Source organism: Variovorax sp. CCNWLW186 (assembly GCF_037203865.1).
In the GTDB taxonomy this organism is placed as follows: domain Bacteria; phylum Pseudomonadota; class Gammaproteobacteria; order Burkholderiales; family Burkholderiaceae_C; genus Variovorax.
In genome coordinates, this window is sequence record NZ_JBBCBO010000016.1 from 53,375 (window position 1) to 78,260 (window position 24,886).

The 24,886-nt window shown below is 66.5% G+C and carries 19 protein-coding genes; 10 read left to right on the forward strand and 9 right to left on the reverse strand.

The genetic code is table 11. From position 1 onward, the window contains the following. Positions 1-36 precede the first annotated feature (36 nt). Genes V9K97_RS18790 through queC form a run of 3 tightly spaced genes read left to right on the forward strand, consistent with a single transcriptional unit; the run spans position 37 to position 3,554 of the window. Positions 37-2,316 (forward strand): cyanophycin metabolism-associated ABC transporter, encoded by a 2,280-nt coding sequence (locus V9K97_RS18790; protein WP_337319938.1) that lies wholly within the window; start codon positions 37-39, stop codon positions 2,314-2,316. After that, positions 2,316-2,792 carry a cyanophycin metabolism-associated DUF1854 family protein gene (locus V9K97_RS18795; RefSeq protein WP_337319940.1) on the forward strand — a complete coding sequence of 159 codons (477 nt, stop codon included), beginning with the start codon at positions 2,316-2,318 and terminating at the stop codon, positions 2,790-2,792. The genes V9K97_RS18790 and V9K97_RS18795 overlap by 1 nt, the downstream gene beginning before the upstream one ends. A 57-nt stretch (positions 2,793-2,849) precedes the next feature. Next, a complete protein-coding gene (queC, locus tag V9K97_RS18800) occupies positions 2,850-3,554 on the forward strand; it encodes a 7-cyano-7-deazaguanine synthase QueC (RefSeq protein ID WP_337319941.1) in 705 nt (234 codons plus the stop codon). On the opposite strand, the gene V9K97_RS18805 is transcribed toward queC, so the two are convergent. Both V9K97_RS18805 and V9K97_RS18810 read right to left on the reverse strand, forming a co-directional pair. Beyond that, the gene (locus V9K97_RS18805; RefSeq protein ID WP_337319943.1) at positions 3,551-5,356 is read right to left on the reverse strand and encodes an ABC transporter ATP-binding protein/permease; all 1,806 of its coding nucleotides are present in this window, start codon (positions 5,354-5,356) and stop codon (positions 3,551-3,553) included. The genes queC and V9K97_RS18805 overlap by 4 nt on opposite strands. 105 nt (positions 5,357-5,461) lie before the next feature. Then, positions 5,462-6,022: a phosphonate degradation HD-domain oxygenase gene (locus V9K97_RS18810; RefSeq protein ID WP_337319945.1), complete on the reverse strand. Its 561-nt coding sequence runs from the start codon at positions 6,020-6,022 to the stop codon at positions 5,462-5,464. A 224-nt stretch (positions 6,023-6,246) separates the two neighbouring features. Between V9K97_RS18810 and V9K97_RS18815 the strand changes: the two genes are divergently transcribed. From V9K97_RS18815 to V9K97_RS18845, 7 genes are all read left to right on the forward strand, one after another. Further along, positions 6,247-7,281: a putative 2-aminoethylphosphonate ABC transporter substrate-binding protein gene (locus tag V9K97_RS18815; protein ID WP_337319947.1), complete on the forward strand. Its 1,035-nt coding sequence runs from the start codon at positions 6,247-6,249 to the stop codon at positions 7,279-7,281. 37 nt (positions 7,282-7,318) lie between these two features. Beyond that, positions 7,319-8,392 (forward strand): ABC transporter ATP-binding protein, encoded by a 1,074-nt coding sequence (locus V9K97_RS18820; protein WP_337298086.1) that lies wholly within the window; start codon positions 7,319-7,321, stop codon positions 8,390-8,392. A gap of 328 nt (positions 8,393-8,720) precedes the next feature. Then, the gene (locus V9K97_RS18825) at positions 8,721-10,436 is read left to right on the forward strand and encodes a putative 2-aminoethylphosphonate ABC transporter permease subunit (protein ID WP_337319949.1); all 1,716 of its coding nucleotides are present in this window, start codon (positions 8,721-8,723) and stop codon (positions 10,434-10,436) included. Then, positions 10,436-11,587 (forward strand): TIGR03364 family FAD-dependent oxidoreductase, encoded by a 1,152-nt coding sequence (locus V9K97_RS18830; protein WP_337319950.1) that lies wholly within the window; start codon positions 10,436-10,438, stop codon positions 11,585-11,587. The genes V9K97_RS18825 and V9K97_RS18830 overlap by 1 nt, the downstream gene beginning before the upstream one ends. A gap of 10 nt (positions 11,588-11,597) precedes the next feature. Then, complete coding sequence (phnX, locus tag V9K97_RS18835) at positions 11,598-12,425, forward strand: phosphonoacetaldehyde hydrolase (protein WP_337298089.1); 828 nt, start codon at positions 11,598-11,600, stop codon at positions 12,423-12,425. Between the two features lie 74 nt (positions 12,426-12,499). After that, complete coding sequence (locus V9K97_RS18840; RefSeq protein ID WP_258504300.1) at positions 12,500-12,634, forward strand: hypothetical protein; 135 nt, start codon at positions 12,500-12,502, stop codon at positions 12,632-12,634. Between the two features lie 102 nt (positions 12,635-12,736). Beyond that, positions 12,737-13,990, forward strand: a complete 1,254-nt coding sequence (locus tag V9K97_RS18845; RefSeq protein ID WP_337298090.1) for an MFS transporter — start codon at positions 12,737-12,739, stop codon at positions 13,988-13,990. Between the two features lie 35 nt (positions 13,991-14,025). Here the strand turns inward: V9K97_RS18845 and V9K97_RS18850 are convergent, their stop codons facing one another. The 7 genes from V9K97_RS18850 to gspD all read right to left on the reverse strand — a co-directional run bounded on the left by V9K97_RS18850 (position 14,026) and on the right by gspD (position 24,884). Beyond that, positions 14,026-16,269 (reverse strand): phosphocholine-specific phospholipase C, encoded by a 2,244-nt coding sequence (locus V9K97_RS18850; RefSeq protein ID WP_337319952.1) that lies wholly within the window; start codon positions 16,267-16,269, stop codon positions 14,026-14,028. Between the two features lie 13 nt (positions 16,270-16,282). Continuing rightward, complete coding sequence (locus tag V9K97_RS18855; protein ID WP_337319999.1) at positions 16,283-18,487, reverse strand: phosphocholine-specific phospholipase C; 2,205 nt, start codon at positions 18,485-18,487, stop codon at positions 16,283-16,285. Between the two features lie 52 nt (positions 18,488-18,539). Further along, entirely contained in the window at positions 18,540-18,755 is a 216-nt protein-coding gene (locus tag V9K97_RS18860) for a hypothetical protein (RefSeq protein ID WP_337298092.1), read from the reverse strand. A 197-nt stretch (positions 18,756-18,952) separates the two neighbouring features. Next, entirely contained in the window at positions 18,953-19,852 is a 900-nt protein-coding gene (locus tag V9K97_RS18865; RefSeq protein WP_337298093.1) for a 5'-nucleotidase, read from the reverse strand. 27 nt (positions 19,853-19,879) lie between these two features. Continuing rightward, positions 19,880-21,115 (reverse strand): type II secretion system inner membrane protein GspF, encoded by a 1,236-nt coding sequence (gene gspF / locus V9K97_RS18870; RefSeq protein WP_337298094.1) that lies wholly within the window; start codon positions 21,113-21,115, stop codon positions 19,880-19,882. 15 nt (positions 21,116-21,130) lie between these two features. After that, positions 21,131-22,522, reverse strand: coding sequence for a GspE/PulE family protein (locus tag V9K97_RS18875; RefSeq protein ID WP_337319954.1), 1,392 nt, complete (start codon positions 22,520-22,522; stop codon positions 21,131-21,133). Positions 22,523-22,568: 46 nt separating this feature from the next. Beyond that, positions 22,569-24,884 (reverse strand): type II secretion system secretin GspD, encoded by a 2,316-nt coding sequence (gspD, locus tag V9K97_RS18880; RefSeq protein ID WP_337319955.1) that lies wholly within the window; start codon positions 24,882-24,884, stop codon positions 22,569-22,571. Positions 24,885-24,886 lie beyond the last annotated feature (2 nt).

Consider the following 24,886-nt stretch of genomic DNA (forward strand, 5'->3'; position numbering starts at 1 on the left):
CTGAGGCCCGCGACGGGCAAGAGTCAAAGAAACACAATGCAACATCACGATCCAGTCGGCACCCGGGAGGGCGAAACAGAGGCGGCATCAGACGCGCTGAAAAGCCGGCTCACTGCCGCGGAAAACGTTCTGGTCACATTCCCGGTTGACCTCGACGAAGAACTTCTGTTTACGTTTGGCCTTGTGGCCCTGACCGACCGGCGGCTGATGGCGCTGCAACCGGGTGGGCAATGGTGTGAGTGGTCACTATCCGATGAGTCGCTGGAACTGTATCTCAACGACCATTCGGGCGTCGGAACCCTCGATCTGATCGGGGCCAAGGGCCGGCTGGCGCGCTGGCGCTTCACCTTGGCCAACCAGCCCGCCGCGCTGCGGCTGCTCAAGCTGTTCGGCCAGCGCGCGAACGGCGTTGTCGCCGAGGCGACAGCGGAGCCCGATGGCGACGACCTGGCCGCCGCCGACGCCGAGCTGCAAACGCCCCCTTCGACCTGGGTGCTGCTGCGCCTGGGCCGCTTTGCCAAGCCTTATCGCAAGCAGCTGATCGCGGGTTTCTTCCTGACCCTGATTTCGACCGCCGCGACGCTGGTGCCGCCGTACCTGACCATCCCGCTGATGGACGACATCCTGATTCCGTTCCAGAACGGGCAGAAGATCGATCCGTCCCGGGTGGGGCTGTACCTCAGCGGCCTGCTGGGCGCGGCGCTGGTCGGCTGGGGCCTGGGCTGGGCGCGCACTTATCTGCTGGCGCTGGTGTCGGAACGCATCGGCGCCGATTTGCGCACCACCACGTACGAGCATCTGCTTACGCTGCCGCTCGACTATTTCGGCGGCAAGCGCACGGGTGACCTGATGGCGCGCATCGGCTCGGAAACCGATCGCATCAACGTGTTTCTCTCGCTGCACGCGCTCGACTTTGCGAACGACGTGCTGATGATCGTGATGACCGCGGTCATTCTGGTGTCCATCAACCCGCTGCTGGCGGTGGTCACGCTGGTGCCGCTGCCCTTCATCGCCTGGATGATCCACGTCGTACGCGACCGGCTGCGCACGGGCTTCGAGAAGATCGACCGGGTGTGGTCGGAGGTCACCAACGTGCTGGCCGACACCATTCCGGGCATTCGCGTGGTCAAGGCCTTTGCGCAAGAGCGCCGCGAAGCCGAGCGCTTTCGCATTGCCAACGTCTACAACCTGCAGGTCAACGACAAGCTCAACCGCACCTGGTCGCTGTTCACGCCCACCGTGTCGCTGCTGACCGAAATCGGCCTGCTGGTGGTGTGGGGCTTCGGCATCTGGCAGGTGGCGCGCGGCAGCATCACCGTGGGTGTGCTCACCGCCTTCATCGCGTACATAGGCCGTTTCTACACGCGACTCGATTCCATGAGCCGCATCGTCTCGGTCACGCAAAAGGCCGCGGCGGGCGCCAAGCGCATCTTCGACATCCTCGACCACGTGAGCAACGTGCCGGAGCCCGCCAACCCGGTGAAGATCGAGCGCGTGCAGGGCCGCATCGAGATGAGCGGGCTGGGCTTTCGCTACGGTTCGCGCGCGGTGATCCGCGACCTCGACCTGACCATCGAGCCCGGCGAGATGATCGGCCTGGTGGGCCACAGCGGCTCGGGCAAGAGCACGCTGGTCAACCTGATCTGCCGCTTCTATGACGTGACCGATGGTGCCATCAAAGTCGACGGCACCGACATCCGCCGCTTTGCCGTGGCCGACTACCGGCGTCACGTCGGGCTGGTGCTGCAGGAGCCGTTTCTGTTCTTCGGCACCATTGCGCAGAACATCGCCTACGGCAAGCCCGATGCCACGCGTGAAGAAATCGTGGCCGCAGCGCGCGCCGCGCATGCGCATGACTTCATTCTTCGCCTGCCGCATGGCTACGACTCGCTCGTCGGCGAGCGCGGCCAAGGCCTTTCGGGCGGCGAGCGCCAGCGCATCAGCATTGCGCGCGCGCTGCTCATCGACCCGCGCATCCTCATCCTCGACGAGGCCACGTCGGCCGTGGACACCGAGACCGAGAAAGAAATCCAGAAGGCGCTCGACAACCTCGTGCAGGGCCGCACGACCATTGCGATCGCGCACCGCCTGTCGACGCTGCGCAAGGCCGACCGGCTGGTGGTGATGGACCGCGGCGAGGTGGTCGAGGTCGGTCCGCACGACGAATTGATGGCGAAGCAGGGCGCCTACTGGCGGCTCTACCAGGCGCAACTGCGCCAGGCGGACGACGATGCGAGCGAAGGCGCTGTGGACGAACGCGCGGGCGCCCAGCTGCCGTTGGTGAGCCATGCAGCGCATCCGGCGGGAGAGGCGTGATGAACGGCAACATTCCCGTCTTCAATCTCGAGCGCGATTCCTTCGGCCGCCTGGTGCTGACCGATGCCGAGGGCGAGCGCCACGTGGGCGTGACGCCTGTGCGGGCCTTTCCGCTCAGCGCGCCCGGCGAGGGCGTGTCGCTGGTCGGCGGCGAGGGCCGCGAGCTGGTCTGGATCGACCGCGTTCAGGTCTTGCCGGCGGAAACGCGCGCATTGCTCGAGCAAGAGCTGGCAGTGCGCGACTTTGCGCCCACGCTGCTGAAGCTGCATGGCGTGTCGAGCTTCGGCGTGCCCAGCACCTGGACCGTGAGCACCGACCGCGGTGAAACCACCTTCGTACTCAAGGCCGAAGAAGACATTCGCCGGCTCGAAGGCGGCGCGCTGCTGATTGCCAGCGCGCACGGCGTGCAGTTCCGCATTCCCGACGTGAAGGCGCTCGACCGCCCCTCGCGCAAGCTGCTCGAGCGCTTTCTCTAGCAGGCTGCGAAAATCGGGGCTTTTGTACCCGCGACGGCCCACCGCCGTCGAAGAGAAATGCCCCTGCACACCACCGCCCTCGTCCTGTTCTCCGGTGGCCAGGACTCGACCACCTGCCTCGCGGACGCGCTCTCCAAGTACCAGCGCGTCGAAACGCTGGGTTTCGACTACGGCCAGCGGCACCGCGTGGAGCTCGACGTGCGCGGCAGCATCCTGTCGAAGCTGCGCGAGCGCTTTCCAGACTGGGCGCCGCGGCTGGGCGAAGACCACGTGCTCACGCTCGCCGCACTGGCGCAGCTCGGCGGTTCCTCGCTGACGGAAGAGGTCGCGTTCGAAATGCAGGCCGACGGCCTGCCCAACACCTTCGTGCCCGGCCGCAACCTGCTGTTCCTCACCCTTGCCGGTGCGCTGGCCTACCGCCGCGGGCTGCAGGTGATCGTCACCGGCGTCTGCGAGACCGACTTTTCGGGCTACCCCGACTGCCGCGACGACACCATGAAGGCGATGCAGCTCGCGCTCTCGCTCGGGCTGGAGCGCCGCCTGGTCATCGAAACGCCGCTGATGTGGATCGACAAGGCCGAAACCTGGCAGATGGCGCACCGCCTGGGCGGCGCGCCGCTGGTCGACCTGATCGTGGAAGAAACCCACACCTGCTACCTTGGCGACCGCGAACATCGGCAGGCTTGGGGCTACGGCTGCGGCGAATGCCCCGCTTGCGATTTGCGCAAGAAGGGGTGGGAGCGCTACGCCTCTCGCGCCTAGGCGGCAACGGAGGCCGAGGTCTCCAGCCGATAGCGCGCGCCGCCGGCCGGTGCGCCTTCGGGCTGGGGCACCAGCGTCCAGCGCTGGTTGTGGAAGTCGCCGACCGCTGCCCGGTGCGCAATCGACACCATGGCGCCACCCGCGGCCTTCACCCTGTCGGAGAGACGCTTGTAGAGCACGCCTTCGGCCTCGGCATCGAGGGCGCTGGTGATCTCGTCGGCAAAAAGCCATGACGGCTTTTTCAGCAGCACGCGGGCAATGGAAAGGCGCTGCTGCTCGCCGCCCGAAAGCTTCTGGCTCCAGGCGTCGCTGTCGTCGAGGCGGTTGACCAGGTCGGGCAGAAGCGCATCGACCAGGGCCTGCCGCAGCTCGGCATCGCTGTAGTTCTCGGCCGGGTTGGGATAGGCCAGTGCATCGCGCAAGGTGCCGTCGGGCACGTAAGGCCGCTGCGGCATGAACACCGCGCCATCGGGCACTTTCACATGGCCATTTGCAAACGGCCAGATGCCGGCGAACGTGCGAAAGAGAGTCGATTTGCCGCTGCCCGAGGGGCCTTGCAGCAGCACGCTGTCGCCCGGTTGCACCGCCAGCGCCGCACCCGCCAGGAGCGACGTGCCGTTGGGCAGTCCGATGGACAGGTCTTCGGTGCCCAGGCTGACCGCGCTGTCGCGTTCGAGTTGCTCGTTGGGCGTTTCCTGCGCACGCATGGCTTCGTCGAAGCTGGTGAGCCGGTCGGCGGTGGCGCGCCAGATTGCAACCCGGTCATAGTTTTCGACAAACCAGGAGAGCGAGTCCTGTACCGTGTTGAAGGCACGGGCGATCTGCATCATTTCTCCGAACTGGATTGCGCCGCTGAAGAAGCGGGGCGCCGCAAGGAAGTACGGAAACACGATGGCCAGCTGCGCGAACGAGGCGGTGAAAGTGACCAGGTTCTTCTGCTGCTTGATGAGCGCAAGATAGTTGCGCAGCACGCTCGAAAAGCGCATGTCGAGTTGGCCGCGCTCCACGCGCTCGCCATGATCAAGGGCAATGGCCTCGCTGTACTCGCGCACACGCACCAGGTGGTGCCGAAAATCTGCTTCGAGGCGCTGTTGCTGGAAGTTGAGCCCGATCAGCGGCCGGCCGATGAAGTGGGTGATGACCGTGCCCACCGTGCAGTAGATCACCGCGACCCACACCATCAGCCCCGGCACGGTGAATTCATGCCCCCCCAGGGTGAACGCAAACTGCCCTGACAGGCTCCAGAGAATGCCGACGAAGGTCACCAGCGTCACGACCGAGTTCAGGATGCCCATCGACAAAGTCACCGTGTAGTCGGTGAACATTTGCATGTCTTCCTGGATGCGCTGGTCCGGGTTGTCGGTATTGGCGGGCTGGTCGTCCGCTGTGCCGGGCTTCTGAGCGTAGCGGGCGAGTTCCAGCCGGTAGAAGGTGCGGTTGGCCATCCACCGGCTGAGATAGTTGCGCGTCATCCATGCGCGCCAGCGCACCTGGAGCAACTGCGTCAGATAAAACTTGAGCACCGCAACGCCGATGCCAGCCATTGCGATGTAGGTGAAGCGCAGCAGCTGGGTCCAGAAGACTGGCTCGTTCTTGTTCTGCAGGGCATCGAAGAAAACCCGGCTCCAGTCGTTCAGCAGCACCGCAACATAGACGGTGCCCAGGTTCAGCGCGATCACGGCCGCGAACATTCCGCGGGCGCGCCACTTCTCCTCAGACTTGAAATAGGGTGCGGACAGGGCCAGGACGCGGCGCAAGACCTGGGCGAACGTGGCGGCACGCGCCTTGACGGATAAAGACATGCAGTTTCCTCACTAGGGCGCAGGCGCGCCCGACATCGTGAGGAACATAGTAGTCAAATGTTCCTTAAACGGGCCTGAAGCCGAGCCCGAAGCCTGGAAAAGTGCTCAATGCAGCATGACCCGCGCCGCAGTCTGCAAAAAGTGCTTGAGCGGCGGCGTCTGCAGTCCGGCCACCTTGGCCTCTTCATCCCAGAGCCGCAGCCGGATCGCATCACCCGACCAGGGGTGGTCGGCAAAGCGCCGGACGGCTTCGGCGCTCATCGGCCCGCCCTGCAGTGCCAGGCTGCGCACCGAATCGGGCGAAAGCCGCGCGAAGTAGTCGGGGCGCGTCGCGCAAAGATAGCGTTTGGCGTCCACATGCAGGCGAATCGGCTCGCGTACCTCCAGTCCGAAGGCGCCGCGCAGCACCGGCATTGCAATGTACTGGTGGCGGTCGTCGATGCCGAGCTCGGTGGGTGAGCGCGAGAGTGTTTGGTGCTCCGCGATCAGCAGGTGGCCAAGGTCATGCAGCAGCGAGGCCGTGACCAGCGCGTCTTCCGCGCCGGCCTGCTCGGCCAGCCACGCGCATTGCAGCGCATGTTCGAGCTGCGACACCGGCTCGCCTGCATAGGCAACCCCGCCCCGTTCGGCGAACAGGCGGGCGATCTCGGCGAGGTCGAGTGTCATGGCTCTGAAACAAAAGGCGGAAAGCGCAGGCGGCAGGGCGCCAGCTTCGTGCATTGCGGTGACAAGGGCATGACGAAGCCCTGCAAGCACCGTGCCGGCGCGCGCCTTCTGACAAATGCCTGTCACACGCCGCTGCCAGCATCGCCGCGTTCATGGCGCTGGCCGTGGGTACTTTCTTCTTCCGCATTCCTTTCCGCTTCGTCTTCTTTTCCGAGGTATTCCCCATGCTGCGTCGTTCTATCCGCTGGGCCGCCGTGCCGGCCGCTCTGCTCTCGCTGGCCTTTGCCGCTTCGGCCCAGGGCCGCACCGAACTGCTGGTGTACACCGCGCTCGAGGCCGACCAGGTGCAGGCCTACAAGGCCGCCTTCGAAAAGGAGAACCCGGCGATCGAACTGAAGTTCGTGCGCGACTCCACCGGCATCGTCACCGCCAAGCTGCTGGCCGAAAAGGCCAACCCGCAGGCCGACGTGGTGTGGGGCCTGGCCGCCACCTCGCTGATGCTGCTCGACAAGGAAGGCATGCTCCAGCCCTATGCGCCCAAGGGCCTCGACGCCATCAAGCCCACCATGCGCGACCCGGCCAATCCCCCCAAGTGGGTGGGCATGGACGTGTGGTCGTCGGCCATCTGCTTCAACACCGCCGAAGCCACGAAGAAGAGCCTGCCCAAGCCCACCAGCTGGGCCGACCTGACCAACCCGGTCTACAAGGGCCAGATCACCATGCCCAACCCCGCGGCTTCGGGCACCGGCTACCTGATGGTGTCGGGCTGGATCCAGATGATGGGCGAAGAAAAAGCGTGGAAGTACATGGACGCGCTGCACCAGAACATCGGCATCTACAGCCAGTCGGGCAGCAAGCCCTGCCGCCAGGCCGGCGCCGGCGAGTTCGCGCTCGGCATGTCGTTCGAATACCGCGCCAACAAGACCAAGCGCGACGGCGCACCCATCGACATCGTGCTGCCCAAGGAAGGCCTGGGCTGGGATATGGAAGCCACCGGCATCCTGAAGACCAGCAAGAAGCAGGAAGCCGCCAAGGCGCTCGCCGACTGGGCCGTGACCAAGCAGGCCAACGAGCTGTACGCGAAGAACTTTGCGGTGCTCGCACTGCCGGGCATCCAGGAAAAGCTGGAGTTCGTGCCGGGCGACGTGGAGAAGCTGCTTGCCAAGAACGACTTCACCTGGGCTGCCGCCAACCGCGATCGCATCCTGACGGAATGGTCGAAGCGCTACGAATCCAAGTCGGAAAAGAAGCCGATGTGATCGGGCTTGAGAACAGCACCAGCTTCAGCCTCAGCAGATGACCAGCTTTCTTTCTCTTCGCGGCATCGGCAAGTCCTTTGGCGCCACGCGGGTGCTCGACGGCATCGACCTGGACATCGAACCGGGCGAGTTCGTGTGCCTGCTCGGGCCCTCGGGCTGCGGCAAGACCACGCTGCTGCGCATCGTGTGCGGCATCGAGCGCGCCGACAGCGGGCAGATCCTGCTCGGCGGGCAGGACATCGCGGGCCTGCCGCCCGCGGCGCGCGGCTTTGGCGTGGTGTTCCAGTCGTATGCGCTGTTCCCCAATCTCACGGCCGCGCAGAACATTGCCTACGGCCTGCATCCCACGGGCGCACTGGCCCGCGAAATGGCCAAGCGCTCGCGCGAGATGCTCGACCTGGTCGGCCTGGCGGCGCATGCCGACAAGTACCCGGTGCAGCTCTCGGGCGGACAGCAGCAGCGCGTGGCACTGGCCCGCGCGCTGGCACCCAACCCGCGCCTTCTGCTCTTGGACGAACCGTTGTCGGCACTCGATGCGCAGGTGCGCGCAAGCTTGCGCAGTGAAATACGCTCGCTGCAAAAGCGCCTGGGCATCGTCACCATCATGGTCACGCACGACCAGGAAGAAGCGCTTTCGATGGCCGACCGCGTGGTGCTGATGCACAACGGCCGGATCGAGCAGGCCGGCACGCCCGACGAGCTCTACCGCCAGCCGCGCACGCGCTTCGTGGCGGGCTTCGTCGGCCGCATGAACATGCTGCCCGCCACGGTGCTGGCCGATGGCAAGGTGCGTGTGCGCGACAGCGAGTTGTTCTGCGCGCCTGGCAGCCTGAGCGTCGGTGCGCAGGCCACAGTGGGCATCCGGCCCGAGCATGTGGTGGTCAAGCGCTTCGGTTCCGAACTCGGCGCCAACAGCTTTGCGGCGCGGCTGTTGGACACGGAATTTTTCGGCAACCGGACCTCGGCACGGCTGGCTTGCGAGCCGCTGGGTATCGAGATCGAAGCCGAGCTGCCGGCCGATGCGCGGGGCGACGGCGGGGAGCCGCTGGTGCCCAGCAGCATGGTGCATATCCAGTTGCCTTTGAATGCGCTGTCTGTTCTGGCGCATTGAATGAGTGCTCGCTTTCTCATTGCGGCGGGTCGTTCGGGGCGCGCACCCGCCGACGGGGAACCTTTCTCCGCGAATGTCCCCCGGCCTGCGGCCTCCTCCTTTATTTCGCTGCGCAAGGCACCCCGCCAGCGGGTGCGTAGCAAAGAGCGGTCGTTGATCAGCGTTGCGTCAGCAGCGTGCCCCAGTGCACAGGGCATCGGGTGCTCCGCGCAGCGAAATAAAGGAGGAGGGCGAAGCCCGGGGGACATTCGCGGAGGGGAGTACCCGGTGGCCTTTGCACCCGCCCCGAACTCAACCACCGCCAATTCGCCAGCGGGGTCCTGCTGACATGAGCAGCTCTCCCGAAGCCATCGCCACCATTCCAACGGTGACGCCACGCAGCAGCGAATTCGACCGCGAACGCTGGCTGACAGGCGCCGCTGTGTGGCTCGTCGTATTGCTGCTGGTGGTGATCGTCGCGCTGCCCGTTGGCGCACTGGTCGGACAGAGCTTTTTCGACCGCACCGGCGTGTTCGTCGGCCTCGCCAATTTTGCGCGTTACCTCGAGAACCCCGCACTGGTGCAGTCGGCTTTCAACAGCCTGGGGCTTGCGGCGATCAGCGCGGTGATCTGCACGGCCGTTGCCTATGTGTACGCCTACGGCCTCACGCTCTCTTGCATGCCGGCCAAGGGTGTTCTGCGCGCCGTGGCACTCATTCCGCTGCTTGCGCCTTCGCTGTTGCCGGCCATCAGCCTGGTCTATCTGTTCGGCAACCAGGGGATCTTCAAGGGGCTGTTGGGCGATGTGTCGATCTATGGCCCGCTGGGCATTGTGCTGGGGTCGGTGTTCTGGACGCTGCCGCATGCGCTGCTGATTCTTACCACCGCCATGGCCACTTCCGATGGTCGTCTCTACGAAGCGGCGCAAACGCTTGGTGCTTCTCGTTGGCGCATCTTCCGCACCGTCACGCTGCCGTCCTCCCGCTACGGTCTCATCGTGGCCTCGATGGTGGTGTTTGTGCTGGTCATCACCGACTTCGGCGTGCCGAAGGTCGTGGGCGGGCAGACCAGCGTGCTCGCCACCGACATCTACAAGCAGGTGGTCGGGCAGCAGAATTTTCAGATGGGCGCGGTGGTCGGCCTGGTGTTGTTGATTCCGGCGGTGCTGTCGTTCTTGGTCGAGCGGCACGTGCGCAGCAAACAGGCTGCAGCGCTCTCGGCGCGCGCTACGCCCTATCGGCCCGAGCCTGTCAAAACGCGCGACCGCGCGCTGCTGGTGTTCTGCACGATCACGGCCTGCGCCATCCTCGTGATGATCGGCATGGCGGTGTTCGCATCGCTTGCTACCTACTGGCCCTACAAGCTCGCGCCGTCGCTCAAGAACTACGACTTCGGCAACATGGACGGCGGCGGCTGGGGCAGCTACTTCAACTCGCTGCGGCTCGCAGTATGTGCGGCGATGGTTGGGGCGTTCATTACCTTCATCTCGGCCTACCTGGTCGAAAAGCCGCGCCACTTCGGCCTGCCGCGCGAGTTGCTCAACCTGCTGGCCAACCTGCCGCTCGCGGTGCCGGGGCTGGTGCTCGGCGTGGGCTACATCTTCTTCTTCATCTCGCCCTCGAACCCGCTGCGCGCCATCTACGGCAGCATGACCATCCTCGTGGTGTGCACGGTGGCGCATTTCTTCTCGGTGGCGCACCTTACTTCGCTCACTGCACTGCGCCAGCTCGACCGTGAATACGAGTTGGTGTCCGAGTCGATGGGTGTTCCCTTCTGGCGCACGCTCTGGCGCGTGCACCTGCCGGTGTCGTTGCCCACCGTGCTCAATGTGGGCGGCTATTTCTTCGTCAACGCGATGACGACCGTATCGGCCGTCGTGTTTCTCTACTCGCCGCAGACCACGCTGGCCGCCATTGCGGTGCTCAACATGGACGATGCCGGCGACGTGGCGCCCGCGGCCGCCATGGCCTCGCTGATCATGCTCACGGCCGCTGTCGGCCGTGGCGTGTTCGCGCTGGCAGGGCACTGGGCGCTTGCGCGAACCCAAACCTGGAGAAACCGGTAATGCCCGGACCTCGAATCGACAGCAGCAACAAGAGCAAAGACAGCTTCGACGTGATCGTCGTCGGTGCCGGCATCGTGGGCATGGCCCATGCCTACACGGCGGCGCAGCGCGGCCTTAAGGTGTGCGTGGTCGAGCGCGATGCGGCCTGCATCGGCGCGTCGATTCGCAACTTCGGCTTCATCACCATCACCGGCCAGGCGCCCGGCGACACCTGGCGCCGCGCGATGCACGCCCGCGAGGTCTGGCAAGAAATCGCGCCGCAGGCCGGTATCGACATCGTGCATCGCAACCTCTGGCTCGCGGCCTACCGGAGCGAAGCGCACGACGTGCTCGAAGCCTTCATGCGAACCCCGATGGGCGAAGCCTGCGAACTGCTCGATGCGGCCGATGCGCAGGCCAAGGCGCCGGCACTGAGCCTGGCCGATGCGCGTTCGGTGCTGTTCAGCCCGCACGAGCTGCGCGTCGAGTCGCGCACCGCCATCGGCCTGCTTGCGAAATGGCTGGCCGAAGCGCACGGCGTGGTGTTCCGCTTCGGAGAGACCGTGCACGAGGTCGAAACGCCGCGTGTGCGCACCTCGCGCGGCACCTTGCGCGGCGAGCGCGTGGTGGTGTGCACCAACACCGACCTGCACGGTCTGTTTGCCGACCGCATTGCCGCACACGCGCTCACGCTGTGCCGCCTGCAGATGTTGCGCGTCAAGCCCGAGGCGGGATTTCGCCTGCCGGGCTCCGTAATGATGGATCTGAGCCTGGTGCGCTACGAGGGCTACAGCACGCTGCCCGAAGCGGCCGCGCTGCGCGCGCGGCTGCAGGAGGAAGAGGCCGCTTCGCTCGCGCATGGCATTCACCTCATCGTGGTTCAGAGCGCAGATGGCTCCCTGGTGGTCGGCGATTCGCACCACTACGGCGAAGCGCCCGAACCGTTTGCAATGGAAGAAGTCGACCAGCTCATCCTTCGCCATCTGCGCAGCACGCTCAATCTCGAAACAGCGCAGGTCACCGAGCGCTGGACCGGTGTGTATCCGTCGTCGAAGACCGCACCCTGCATGATCGATGCGCCCGACGACGCGACCCGCGTGGTGCTGGTCACCAGCGGCACCGGCGCGAGCACCGGCTTCGGTATTGCGCACGACGTATTCAAGACATGGTGAACACCCCTTTATGAACGCCCACAACCACTCCAAGCTTCAGGCCGTCGTCTTCGACTGGGCTGGCACCATCATCGACTTCGGTTCCTGCGCGCCCATGGGCGCTTTCGTGAAGCTGTTCGAACAGTTCGGAGTGGACATCACCATTGCCGAGGCACGCGGGCCCATGGGCATGGCGAAGTGGGACCACATCAAGGCGCTGGGCACGCTGCCGCGCATCGCGTCGCAATGGGAGGCCAGTCAGGGGCATGCCTTCGACGATGCCGATGTCGACCGCCTCTATGAAGTGTTCACGCCGATGAACGCGGCCAGCGTGCGCGACCATGCCGAGTTCATTCCCGGCGCGCTGGAGGCCGTCAACGCCGCGCGAGAACGCGGGCTCAAGATCGGTTCGACCACGGGCTACAACCGCCCGATCATGGAGGTGGTCGTGCCGATCGCCGCGGCCGGCGGCTATGCGCCCGACAACCTTGTGTGCGCCGGCGACCTTGCCGAGGGCCGCCCGTCGCCGCTCATGATGTACCGCTGCTTTGCCGACTTGGGCGTGTGGCCGCCGCACACGGTGGTCAAGGTCGACGACACCGGCGTGGGCCTGCAGGAAGGCCTCAACGCCGGTACCTGGGCCGTGGGCCTTGCGGTGAGCGGCAACGCGACCGGACTCACGCTCGCCGAATGGCAGACGCTCGATGCTGCACAGCAGCAGGAACATCGCGAGCGCGCCACCGCGCAACTGCAGGCCGCGGGCGCGCACTATGTGATCGACAGCGTGGCCGACCTGCCCAATGTGCTCGAAGACATCGAGCGCCGGCTGCATGGCGGCGAGCGGCCGGCGGCCGCCTGACGGTTCGATGATGCCGCGCGGCACGGCGCGGCGTCCGACTTGACTTGCCTTGCAGCGGGCATAGCATCCGCCGCATGAGAAGCACAGCCTTCGTTCTTCTGTTCTGCATCGGCCTGTTGACGGCCGGCTGCAACGACAAGCCCAAGCCGGGTGGGCCGATGCCCAAGGCTTCGGCGATTGTCGTGGTGCCGGCACTGTCCGCAGGCTGATTCGCCGCAACGGGCGCCAGGTGGCCGCGTGCCGCCGGGGATTGCGCGCTCGCGTCCATGCGTCTTCGCATCCGGGGGTATTCTCGGTGCGGAGAAAAAGCAATGAGAACACCAGAGACAACCATCCACCAGGCCGATTCGCGCTATGCCATGCTGCGGCTCGGCATCACCCTGCTGGTCATGACGGTCGGCAGCAGCGGCATGTACGTGGTGTCGGTGATGCTGCCTGCCGTGCAGGCCGAGTTCGGCGTTGCGCGCGCCGATGCTTCGCTGCCATACACCCTGCTGATGCTCGGCTTCGGCGTGGGTGGGGTACTGATGGGGCGGTTGGCCGATCGCTTCGGTGTGATGTGGCCCTTGCTGATCGGCGCATTGAGCCTCGGTGTCGGCTATGTGGCATGCGGCATGGCCAACAGCATCTTCGCCTTCATCGCGGCGCAGGCGGTGCTGGTCGGGCTGCTGGGCAGCGCCGCGGCTTTTGCGCCGCTGGTGGCGGACACGTCGCTGTGGTTCGTCAAGCGGCGCGGCATTGCGGTGGCGGTGTGCGCAAGCGGCAACTACGTGGCCGGCGCCATCTGGCCGCCCATTGCGCAGCATTTCATCGAGACGGTCGGTTGGCGTCAGACCTATATCGGCATGGGCATTTTCTGCGGCCTGGCGATGGCGGCGCTCGCGCTTTTCTTTCGTGCACGGCCGCCGGCATTGGCCGCCGCGCCGATCGGCGCAACATCCGGCGCGGCGCCGGTGCGCAACATGATGCGGCCCTTCGGCCTCAGCACGGGCACGGCCCAGGGCCTGCTGTGCGTGGCAGGCGTGGCCTGTTGCGTGGCCATGGCCATGCCGCAGGTCCACATCGTCGCCTATTGCGGCGACCTCGGCTACGGCGCCGCGCGGGGTGCGCAGATGCTGTCGCTGATGCTGGGCTTCGGCGTGGTGAGCCGGCTGGTGTCGGGCGCCATCTGCGACCGCATCGGCGGGCTGCGAACGCTGCTGCTGGGCGGCGTGCTGCAGTGCGTGGCGCTGCTTCTGTTCCTGCCGTTCGACGGGCTGGTGCCGCTGTATGTGATCTCGGCGCTGTTCGGCCTGTTCCAGGGCGGCCTCGTGCCGTCTTACGCCATCATCGTGCGCGAGCACTTTCCGCCCGCGGAAGCAGGCGCGCGCGTGGGCACGGTGCTGATGTTCACGCTCTTCGGCATGGCGCTGGGCGGCTGGATGTCGGGCAAGATCTTCGACCTGACGGGCAGCTACCACGCGGCGTTCCTGAACGGCATTGGGTGGAACCTGCTGAACGTCAGCATCGCGGCGCTGCTGACGTTCAGGGTTCGCAAGCTGTGGCTTCGCACCGCGGCGGCGTAGCGCGCAACGCCCGCGCCGCCGCGATGCAAGGCTCGTCAGAGATCTGACAGGCCCATCGCCGGATCGCTCACCGTGTGCTTGCCGGTTTCCACACGGCCTGCAAAGCGGCGCAGGTAGCCGGGGTCGGCATCGCAGGTGACCGCGAAGTCGTACCACTGGCCGCTGGTGGCAAGCTCCCAGTGCTGTTCGGCCGTGGCGCCGCCGTCGACGGTCGAAATCCACGGGCCGTCATTGCGGTAAGCCTTGGCGCTCACAGTGAACTTGCAGCTCTTTGTTCCGCCGTTGCGCATGTCGAGATAGACGTTGCCGTTGGCAATGTCGTAGCACACACGCACTTCAGGGATCGCGCCACTGGTGCGCAGCGCGTCCAGGTTGCCCTTGAAGTGGCGGTGAAAGCCGTTGGGGCCGAGCACCCACAGGTCGTAGAAGCCGCTGTTGTCGACGGCCGCATTCCAGGTGTCGTCGAGTGTCTTGCCGGATTCCACCGTGTAGCGCCGCGGCAGGCGACCGAGGTTGAGCTTGTCGTACACGTGGAACACCGCGCCCGCCTTGCCTGTGTTCGAGAACAGCAATTGCACCGTACCGGCAGCCGCGTCGGCGCGCGCGCTGGCATGCAGCTCGTACGGCAGCGCGCGCGAGGGGCGCGTGCCGGTCGGCTGGCGTGGCAGCTGCGGATCGATCGGCAACGGTACCTGGCCCAGCGCCTCCTGGCTCAGCCGGAGCTGGTCGGCCTGGTCGCGAGTGCTGCGGCCCGCCAGCGTGGGCAGAGGCTCGTCGTTCGGGTTGGCAAAGTTGAAGGCGCTGGTGAGGTCGCCGCACACCGTGCGCCGGAACGCGCCGATGTGGGGCTCCTTCACGCCGAAGCGCGCTTCGATGAAGCGGATCACCGACGTGTGGTCGAAGGCCTGCGAGTTGACCCAGCCGCCGCGGCTCCATGGCGAGATCACGTACATCGGCACGCGCGGGCCGGGGCCGTAGACGCGTCCGTCGGGCGCAGGCTGCTTGGTGCTACCGGGCGGCGCCGCCTGGGTGAAGTACTCAGGAGCCAGGTCCGCAGCGGGCAGCGTGGTCTTGCCGGCAAAGGTGCCGTCGCCGACCGGAGATGGCGCCGAAGGAGAGGGCACGTGGTCGAAGTAGCCGTCGTTCTCGTCGAAGTTGACGAGCAGCACGGTCTTGCTCCAGACCTCGGGCACGGCCGTGAGTGCGTCCAGCACCTCTTGCAGGAACCATGCGCCTTGCACCGGGCTCGACGGGCCCGGGTGCTCGCAGTAGATCGACGGCGCATTCATCCAGCACACCTGGGGCAGCTTGCCTTCGCGGATGTCGCGCCTGAAGGCGTCGAGGTAGTCCTCGGGCCGGGTGCCCGGCAGCGTGTTGGCCACGCCCTTGTAGAGCGGGCTCTTCGCGTCGTCGGTGGCGCGGTCGTAGGCGCGGTAGGGCAGTGGCTGGCCGGTGTCGGCATAGGGCGTGTTCGGCTTGCCGCCGCTGGACACCGGAAAGCCCGAGTCGAGGTTGGCCTGGCGGAACTGCCGGAACGCACCCAGCATGTTGTCGCCCCATTCGTCGGGCATGTTCTGGTAGCTGATCCAGCGCACGCCCGCTTCTTCGAGGCGCTCGGCATAGGTCTTCCATGTGTAGCCGGTGTTCACCGACTCGGGGCGCCCGTCGATCCAGTCCCACTCGTTGGTGACGAAGGCGGTGCCGCTAGCGGTTGCACCGTTGGTGCCGGTGAGGTGGAAGGCCCGGTTCGCATCGGTGCCGGTGTGCATGCTGCAGTGGTACGCATCGCAAAGCGTGAAGGCGTTGGCCAGCGCAAACTGGAACGGGATCTCCGCCTCCTTGTGGTAGCCCATGGCCTTGGTAGTCTTGTAGCGCGGCCACTGGTACATGCGCCCGGCGTCCCAGGCGTTCTGGCTGTCGGCCCAGTCGTGGGGCGTTCCGCCGTCGCGCTGCGCGTTGCCCTTGCGGCTGTCCAGGTGATAGGGCAGCACCAGCTTTCCGCTGGCGTCGGTCTGCTGCCACACGTTCAGGCCCTTGGGCAGCGGAATGGTGAACCGGTCGCCAAAACCGCGCACGCCCATGAGCGTGCCGAAGTAGTGGTCGAACGAACGGTTCTCCTGCATCAGGATGACGATGTGCTCGACGTCCTGGATGGTGCCGGTCTTGTTGTTGGCGGGAATGGCCAGCGCGCGCCGGATGCTCGGCGGAAAGGCCGAGACCGCGAGCGCCGCGGCGCCCGTGGTGGCGGCGCCTGTGAGAAATCTGCGGCGTGAGTTCATTGCGCGTGCAGCCTCACAAGTCGGCCAGGCCCATGGCGGGGTCGCTCACCGAGTGCTTGCCGGTTTCGACGCGGCCCGCAAAGCGGCGCACGAAGCTCGTGTCCGCATCGCAGGTCACGGCAAAGTCGTACCACGCGCCGCTGCTTGCCAGGTCCCAATGCAGTTCGGCCTTGGCGCCACCCGCTACCGTTGCGGTCCACGGACCGTCGGTGCGATAGGCCTTGGCGCGCACGGTGAACTTGCAGGCATTCTTGCCGCCGTTGAGCATTTCCAGGTACACGTTGCCGTTGGCAATGTCGTAGCACACGCGCACTTCAGGCGCGGCCGCGTCGCCGCTGCGAAGCGCGTTCAGGTCGCCCTTGAAGTGGCGATGGAAGCCGTTCGGCCCGAGCACCCACAGGTCGTAGAAGCCGCTGTTGTCGCTCAGCGAGTTCCAGGCGTCGTCCAGCGTCTTGCCGGGCTCGACCATGTAGCGGCGCGGCAGGCGGTCGAGGTTGAGCTTGTCGTACACATGGAACACCGCGGCGGCCGTGCCGGTGTTGGCAAACAGCAGCTGGGCTTTTCCGCCGGTGGCGTCGATGCGGGCGCTCGTGTGCAGTTCGTACGGCAACGCGCGCGAAGGGCGTGTGCCTTTGGCTTGAAGCGGCAGTTGCGGCAGCGCCGGAAACGGCACTTGCGAAAGTGCCTGTTGATCCGTGCGCAGCTGGTCGGCCTGCGCCTTGGTCTTTCGGCCTGCGAGTGTGGGCAGCGCTTCGTTGTTGGGCGACACGAAGTTGAAGGCGCTGGTGAGATCGCCGCACACCGCGCGGCGGAAACCGCTGATGTTGGTTTCCTTCACGCCGAAGCGCGCCTCGATGAAGCGGATCACCGAGGTGTGGTCGAAGGCCTGCGAGTTGACCCAGCCGCCACGGCTCCAGGGTGACACCACATACATCGGCACGCGCACGCCGGGGCCGTAGACGCGGCCGTCGGGTGCAGGCTGTTTGGCGGTGCCGGGCGGGCTCGGATGGTTGAAGTATTCGGGCGAGAGCGCTTCGAGCGGCAGCGTGGTCTTGCCTGCCGGCGTTCCGTCGACGTTGATTGACGGTGCGGCCGGTGAAGGCACGTGGTCGAAGTAGCCGTCGTTCTCGTCGAAGTTGATGAACAGCACGGTCTTGCTCCACACCTCGGGCACCGCGGTGAGCGCGTCCAGCACTTCCTGGGTGTACCAGCCGCCCTGCACCGGGCTCGAAGGGCCGGGGTGCTCGGAATAGGCCGCGGGCGCGACGATCCACGACACCTGGGGCAGCTTGCCGTTCTTGATGTCCTGGCGGAACTGTTCGAGAAAGCCGCCGTCGGGCATGGTGTTGGCAATGCCCTTGTAGAGCGGATTGCCGGCGTCGTCGCTGGCCGGGTCGTACGCCGGGGAGATCGCGCTGTTGCTCACCGGCTTGCCCGAGGCTTCGTTCGCCAGCCGATACTGCTTGAAGCCGGCCAGCGAGTTGTCGGTGAAGTTGTCGGGCATGTACTGGTAGACGATCCAGCTGACCTTGGCTTCCTGCAGGCGCTCGGGGTAGGTCTTCCAGCTGTAGCCGTTGGCGGAGCTGCCGATGTCGTCCCACTCGTTGTTGACCGTGGCCACGTTCGCGCCCGTGGGGCCGTTGGTGCCGGTCCAGAGGAACATGCGGTTCGAATTGGTGCCGGTGTGCATGCTGCAGTGGTACGCGTCGCAGAGCGTGAACGCGTTGGCGAGCGCGAACTGAAATGGCAGTTCCGCCTCTTGCAGGTAGCCCATCGACTGGGTGAAAGGCGCCTCGTCCGTTTTCTTGTATTTCACCCATTCATGCATGCGCCCTCCAGCCCATGCATCCTGCCCGTCGCTCCAGCTGTGCGGCGTGCCAGTCATGCGTTGCGCATTGCCCTTCGAGCCGTCGAGGTGGTAGGGCAGCACTTCCTTGCCGGTGTCGTCCAGTTGCTGCCACACGCTGCGGCCATTGGGCAGCGGAATGGTGAAGCGGTCGCCGAACCCTCGCACGCCCATGAGCGTGCCGAAGTACTGGTCGAACGAACGGTTCTCCTGCATCAGGATGACGATGTGCTCGACGTCTTGAATGGTGCCGGTCTTGTTGTTGGCGGGAATGGCGAGCGCGCGGCGGATGCTGGGTGGAAAGGCGGCGAGTGCGAGCGCGGCGGCGCCGGTGGTGGCCGTGCCCTGCAGGAATTTGCGGCGTGAGTTCATGGTCTTCTTGTGTTTGGTCATGAGGAGATGCGGTGGCGTTGCGTGGGTGCGCTCAAGGCGCGCAGCGCATCTCGGGTTTCACGCCCGTGTCGGGTGCGGGCGGGTTCGGATTGGCGGGCACTTCGGGGTTGGTGGGCGTGGTGGGTGCGCCGGTGCCGGGCGGGAAACCGGAGAAGCCGCCGCCTCCATCGCCGCCACCGCAGGCGGAAAGGGCGCAAGCCAGGGCCAGTGCGGAAAAGAGCCGCACGGAGGGGAATGGGAGTCGCATGGTGGGTTCCTTGGTGTTGTCGTGTACGGACGGTTCGGATGCGACAAAAAAAAGGCGCCATGAAGGCACCGCGCACCGGACAGACCGCAAGACTAGGGAAAACCCGTTACACCGCCATGAAGAAGCGATGACAACGCTCAAGCGCTGGGCGCGCCAGGGGAGCGGAGCGCCGCGAAAGCGCCCGCCCAGCGAGAGGCTCAGCCCTCGTTGCTGATGCCGCTGGAGACGTGGCCGGCGGGCACGTGGCGTGCCGCGGCGTCGACGTGGCCGGTCTGGTCGTCGAAGAAGAAGTCGGGCTCGAACTCGCGCAGGAATTCACCCTTGGGCAGGCCGCCGAGGAACATCGCCTCGTCGACGCGGATGTTCCACTTCATCAGCGTGCGGATCGCGCGTTCGTGCGCGGGCGCGCTGCGTGCGGTGACCAGTGCGGTGCGGATGCGCATCTGCGCATTGCCCGCCAGCTGCAGCCGATGCAGCGCGGACAGCAGCGGCTTGAACGGGCCTTCGGGCAGCGGCAGGTCGGCCTTGCTGAGCTCGTGCGCCTGGAAGGCGTCCAGGCCCTCGGCCTGGAACACCCTCTCGGCCTCGTCGGAGAACAGCACCGCGTCGCCGTCGAAGGCAATGCGCACTTCGTTGGGCCAGGCATCGCTGGCCTTGACCGATTCGACCAGCACCCGCGCGGCCGGAAAGCCGGCGTTGAGCGCCTCGCGCACGTCTTGCGCATTGACCGACAGGAACAGATGCGCGCGCAGCGGCCGCAGGTAGCCGAAGGGCGGGCGGCCTTGCGTGAACACGCCGCGCTGCAGCTTGATGTCGGCGGCCGCGCTGGAGCGGAAGATGCGCATGCCAGAGACGGGATCGTTGCGCGAAAGAATGACCACCTCGACACGCTGCACGCCGTCGTCGTTGAAGCGCAGCAGCTTGCGGATCAGCGAATACGCGATGCCGGGTGCGGCCGGCACGTCGATGCGGTCGAGCTGCAGCTTCATGTAGCCCTCGTTGTCGCCGGCCTCGAAGATCTTGTTTTCTTCTTCGAGGTTGAACAGCGCGCGCGACGATATCGCGACCACGAGCTTGTCTTCGAGCGTGACGGGCATGAGGTTTTTCGGGTTCCCTGGCGGGCGTTACTTGACGAACTGGTTCAGCTGGATGATAGGCAGCATCACCGCCAGCACAATGAGCATCACCACGCCGCCCATGGCCACGATCAGCAGCGGCTCTAGGATGGTGGCCAGGTGCATCGCGCGGCGCTGCACTTCGGCGCCGAGTTGGTTGGCCGCACGCTGCAGCATCAGCGGCAGCGTGCCGGTCTGTTCGCCCAGGCGGGCGAACATCGACACCAGCCCCGGAAAGCGCTTTTTCTGCGCCAGCGCCGAGGCGAGCGGCGCGCCTTCGCGCACCAGCACCAGCGCATCGAGCGCATCCGCGCGCATTGCGCGGTTGCCGAGCGTTTCGGAAGCGGCCTGCAGCGCGCGCAGGATGGGTACGCCGGCGGTCGCGAGCATGGCCAGCGTGCTTGCGAAGCGCGCCGCGTTGTAGCCGCGCGCGAGCTTGCCGACCAGCGGCAGCTTGAGCCAGGCGGCATCGAACTTCAGGCGAAACGCTTCTTGCGCCAACGCCAGGCGGGCGGCAATGGCGGCGAACACCACGCCGCCCAGCATCCACCAGCCGTAGTTGCGCACCGCCGCACTCAGCGACAGCATCACCGTGGTGAGAAAAGGCAGCGAGCGCTTGGTGCCCGCGAACACCTGCGCCACCTGCGGCACCACATAGCTCACGAGAAAGATCACGATCACGATGGCGACCAAGGTGACGATAGCGGGGTACAGCGCCGCGCCGACGAGCTTCTGCTGCAGCGCCTGCCGCTCTTCGAGGTCATCGGCGAGCCGGTCGAGCACGAGGCCGAGGTTGCCGCTCTGCTCGCCCGCTCCGATCACGGCCGTATAGATGGCCGAGAACTCGCGCGGATGGGCCGCGAGTGCACGCGCGAAGGGCGAGCCTGCGTTGACTTCGGCGCGCAGCGACGCGACGAGATTGCGCTGCGGCTCGGTCTCGGCTTCATCGGTGAGTGCGGTCAGCGCGCGCTCGAGCGGCAGGCCCGACGACACCAGGCCCGCGAGCTGGCGCGTCCACACCGCGAGGCCGGTGGAGCTGAAGATTCTTGCGCCGCCGCCCAGCCACCGCCGCAGGCCGCCGCTGCCCGTGCCATTGATGTGGCTGCTGCCGACCGGCGTGACCGACAGCGGAATGAGCGCCTGCGCGCGCAGCAGGCTGCGGGCGCTGCGGGCTGTGTCGGCCTCGAGCACGCCTTCGCGGGACTGGCCGCTGGCATCGATGGCTTCGAAGGAGTAGGCGGGCATGGCAGAGCGAAGAGATTATTCGCGCGTGACCCGCAACAGCTCGGCACGCGACGTGATGCCGGCCTGAACCAGCCGCTCGCCGTCCTCGCGCATGGAGCGCAAGCCGCCGCGCGCACCGGCTTCGAAGAGTTGGCTCTCCGCGGCCTTGCCGTGGATGAGCGCCTGTACTTCGTCGTCGGCCACCAGCAGCTCGAAGATGCCGGTGCGGCCCTGGTAGCCGGTCTGGCCGCAGACTTCGCAGCCCGCGCCGCCGCATGCCGTGCACACCTTGCGCACCAGGCGCTGGGCCAGCACGCCCAGCAGCGATGAACTCAGCAGGAAAGGCTCCACGCCCATGTCGGTCAGGCGCGTGACGGCGCTGACCGAGTCGTTGGTGTGCAGCGTGGCGAGCACGAGGTGGCCGGTGAGCGAGGCCTGGATGGCGATCTGCGCGGTTTCGAAATCGCGGATTTCGCCGATCATGATCACGTCCGGGTCCTGCCGCAGGATGGCGCGCAGCGCCTTCGCAAACGTGAGCTCGATCTTGGCGTTGATCTGCGTCTGGCCCACGCCCGGCAGCTCGTACTCGATGGGGTCTTCCACCGTCATGATGTTGCTGCGGCTCGCGTCGAGCCGGGCCAGCGCGGCGTACAGCGTGGTGGTCTTGCCCGAGCCCGTCGGCCCGGTCACCAGGATAATGCCGTGCGGCTGTGCGATGAGGCGCTCGAAGCGCTCCAGCGTGTCGCCCTGCATGCCGACCGATTCGAGCGTGAGCTTCGATTCGGTCTTGTCCAGCAGGCGCAGCACCGCGCGCTCGCCGTGGGCGCTTGGCAGCGTGGAAACGCGCACGTCGACCGCGCGCGTGCCGATGCGAAGGCTGATGCGTCCGTCCTGCGGCAGCCGCTTCTCGGAGATGTCGAGGTCGGCCATGATCTTCAGTCGCGAGATCAGCGCGGCGTGCAGCGCGCGGTTGGGCTGCACCACCTCGCGCAGCGTGCCGTCGATGCGAAAGCGCACGGACGAGGTGCGCTCGTAAGGCTCGATGTGAATGTCGCTTGCGCCGTCGCGTGCGGCCTGCGTGAGCAGCGCGTTGAGCATGCGGATGATGGGCGCATCGCCCGCGCTTTCCAGCAGGTCTTCGACCGCCGGCAGCTCCTGCATCATGCGCGAGAGGTCGGCATCGCTCTGCACCTCGCTCACCACCGCGGCGGCGCTCGATTCGCCTTGCGCATAGGCCGCGCTGATGCGCTGCGCGAGCGGGCCATCGGCCAGCACTTCGAAAGCCTGCACGCCGTATTTGCGCGTGACTTCGCCGAGCGCGCTGCGCGAGGGATGGCTCGACATCCACAGCGTGTAGCGGCCGTCGTCGGCCTCTTCGAGCAGCAGCTGCTGGCTGCGTGCGAACGCATAGGGCAGGGGGTGGCGCATGGGCAGGATCAGCGGTGCGTTTTCGTAAAGGCGGCGGGCCGGGGCTTCAGGGCAGTTCGCGCGAACTGGTCGGGTCGGCCGTGGGCGGCAAGGCACCGCGCAGTGGGCTCGGGCGCAGGCTGCGCGTGTCGGCCGGCGGACGCGGCGGCGGAATGAGCTGCGTGCCCTGGATGCGCTCGCTGCTGTTGCTGCTGCTTGTGCGGTCGGGGCGCGGCGCGGGTGCTTCGGGCAGCACGGGCGCGGAATCGACGCCGCGCAGCATGATGTTGTCGGTGTTCGGCTGCGCGCGCTGCTGCATGCCGCGGATCTCGTCGTAGCGGTCGTACGCAAAAGCCTCGCTCGAGGCGCCGTCGCGCATGACCGCCGGGCGCAGGAACATCATCAGGTTGCTCTTGGTGCGCGAGCGGATCTCGTTCTTGAACAGGTTGCCCAGCACCGGGATGTCGCCGGCCAGCGGCACCTTCTCGATCGTGTTGTTGTAGTCGTCCGAGAGCAAGCCGCCGAGCATGATGAGGCCGCCGTCTTCCACCAGCACGCTCGATTCGATCGAGCGCTTGTTGGTGGTCGGGCCATTGGGGTTGCTGACCGTGTTCTGGTCGACCGTCGAGGTCTCCTGGAAGATGGTCATCTTCACGGTGCCGTTCTCGTTGATGGTCGGTCGCACGCGCAGCGTCAGGCCCACGTCCTTGCGCTCCACCGTGGTGAACGGGTTGATGCCCACCGAACCCGAGGTGCTTGCGTACTGGCCCGTGACGAAGGGCACGTTCTGACCGATGACGATCTTGGCCTCTTCGTTGTCCAGCGTCAGCAGGTTGGGGGTCGAGAGCACATTGGCGTCGCCGTCGCTGGTGAAGAAGTTCGCAATCGCGCCCAGGATGTACTGGCCGCCGATCTTGCCGGCGATGGCGAGGTTCAGCCCCGACGAGGGCCGCACGTTGGCCACGTCGCGCGTGGCCAGGGCCTGCGTCAGCGCCAGGATGTTGGCGCTCGCCAGGCTCGAATTGGTGCCGATGACCGCGTTGTTGCCCAGTGCGCTTTGCCACTGCACGCCGAAGTTGGCGGCCTTCTTGGCGCTGACCTCGACGATCAGCGCCTCGATCATCACTTGCGCGCGCCGGCCGTCGAGCTTGTCGATCACCGCGCGCATCTGCCGGTATTGCGGCTCGGGCGCGGTGATGATCAGCGAGTTGGTCGAGGGGTCGGCCTGGATCTGCCCGCCGGTCGAGGGCTGGTTGGCGTTGTTCAGCGGCGCATTGGCGGCCGCCGAGCCGCCCTGGCCGCTGAGGCTCGTCTGCTGCATGGCCTGCGGAATGTTGGCTTGCGGCTGCGGCTGGCCGCCACCGCCCGCGGCGCCGGGCGAGCCTGGCGTGCCGGGCAGTTGGTTGGCGGCCATGGCGGCGCGCAGCGTGGCCGCAAGGCGCACGGCATCGGCGTTCTTGAGGTACACCACATAGATGTTGCCGGCGGCGCCGTTGCTGCTTTCGGCCGGCGCGCGGTCGAGCTTCTCGACCAGCGTACGCACCAGCGCCGCACGGGCCGGATTGGCCGCGCGCAGGATCAGCGCATTGCTGCGCGGGTCGGCCAAGAGGGTGGTGCGGAACGAAGCGTCGGCCGTGCCCGGCGCGGCGGCGCCCGGTGCGCCCGAGCCGCTGCCGTCGACCAGCCGCGTGATCAGCGGCAGCATGTCGGTGGCGATCGAGTGCTTGAGCGGAATCACCTCGATGTCCGACGCATTGGGCACGTCGAGCGCCGCGATGATGCGGCTGAGCCGCCGCATGTTGTCCGCATAGTCGGTGATCACGAGCGAGTTGTTGCCCGGGTTCACGTTGATGGTGTTGTTGGGCGGAATGAGCGGGCGCAGCACCGGCAGCAGGCTATTGGCGGACTCGTAGTTGAGCCTGAAGATCTGCGTGACGATCTGGTTGCCGGCCACGGAGCCTGCGCTGGGCGTGGCGGTATTGACCGTTTGTGTCTGCAGCTTGGCGTCGGCCTCGGGCACCACCTTGTAGAGCCCTTCGGACTCCACCACGGCGAAGCCCTGCAGGCGCAGCGCGGAAGCGAACTGGTTGAATGCGGCGGCCGGTGCAATGGCGCGGTCCGTCACGAGGTTCATCGTGCCCTTGACGCGCGGGTCGACCACCACGTCGCGGCCGGTGACCACCGCCATGGTGCGGGCCACGGCCTCGATGTCGGCGTTGGCGAAGTTGAGCGTGATGGGTTCGCCCCGGCGCGGCGCATCGGGGTTGGTGGCTTGCGCGAACGCGGGCGGCACGGCCTGCAGGAAGGTGGCGGCGATCAGCATCTGCGCTGCAAGTGCAACGATGCCGAGGCGGCTGCCGTGCGAAGTCAATGGCTTCATCATGA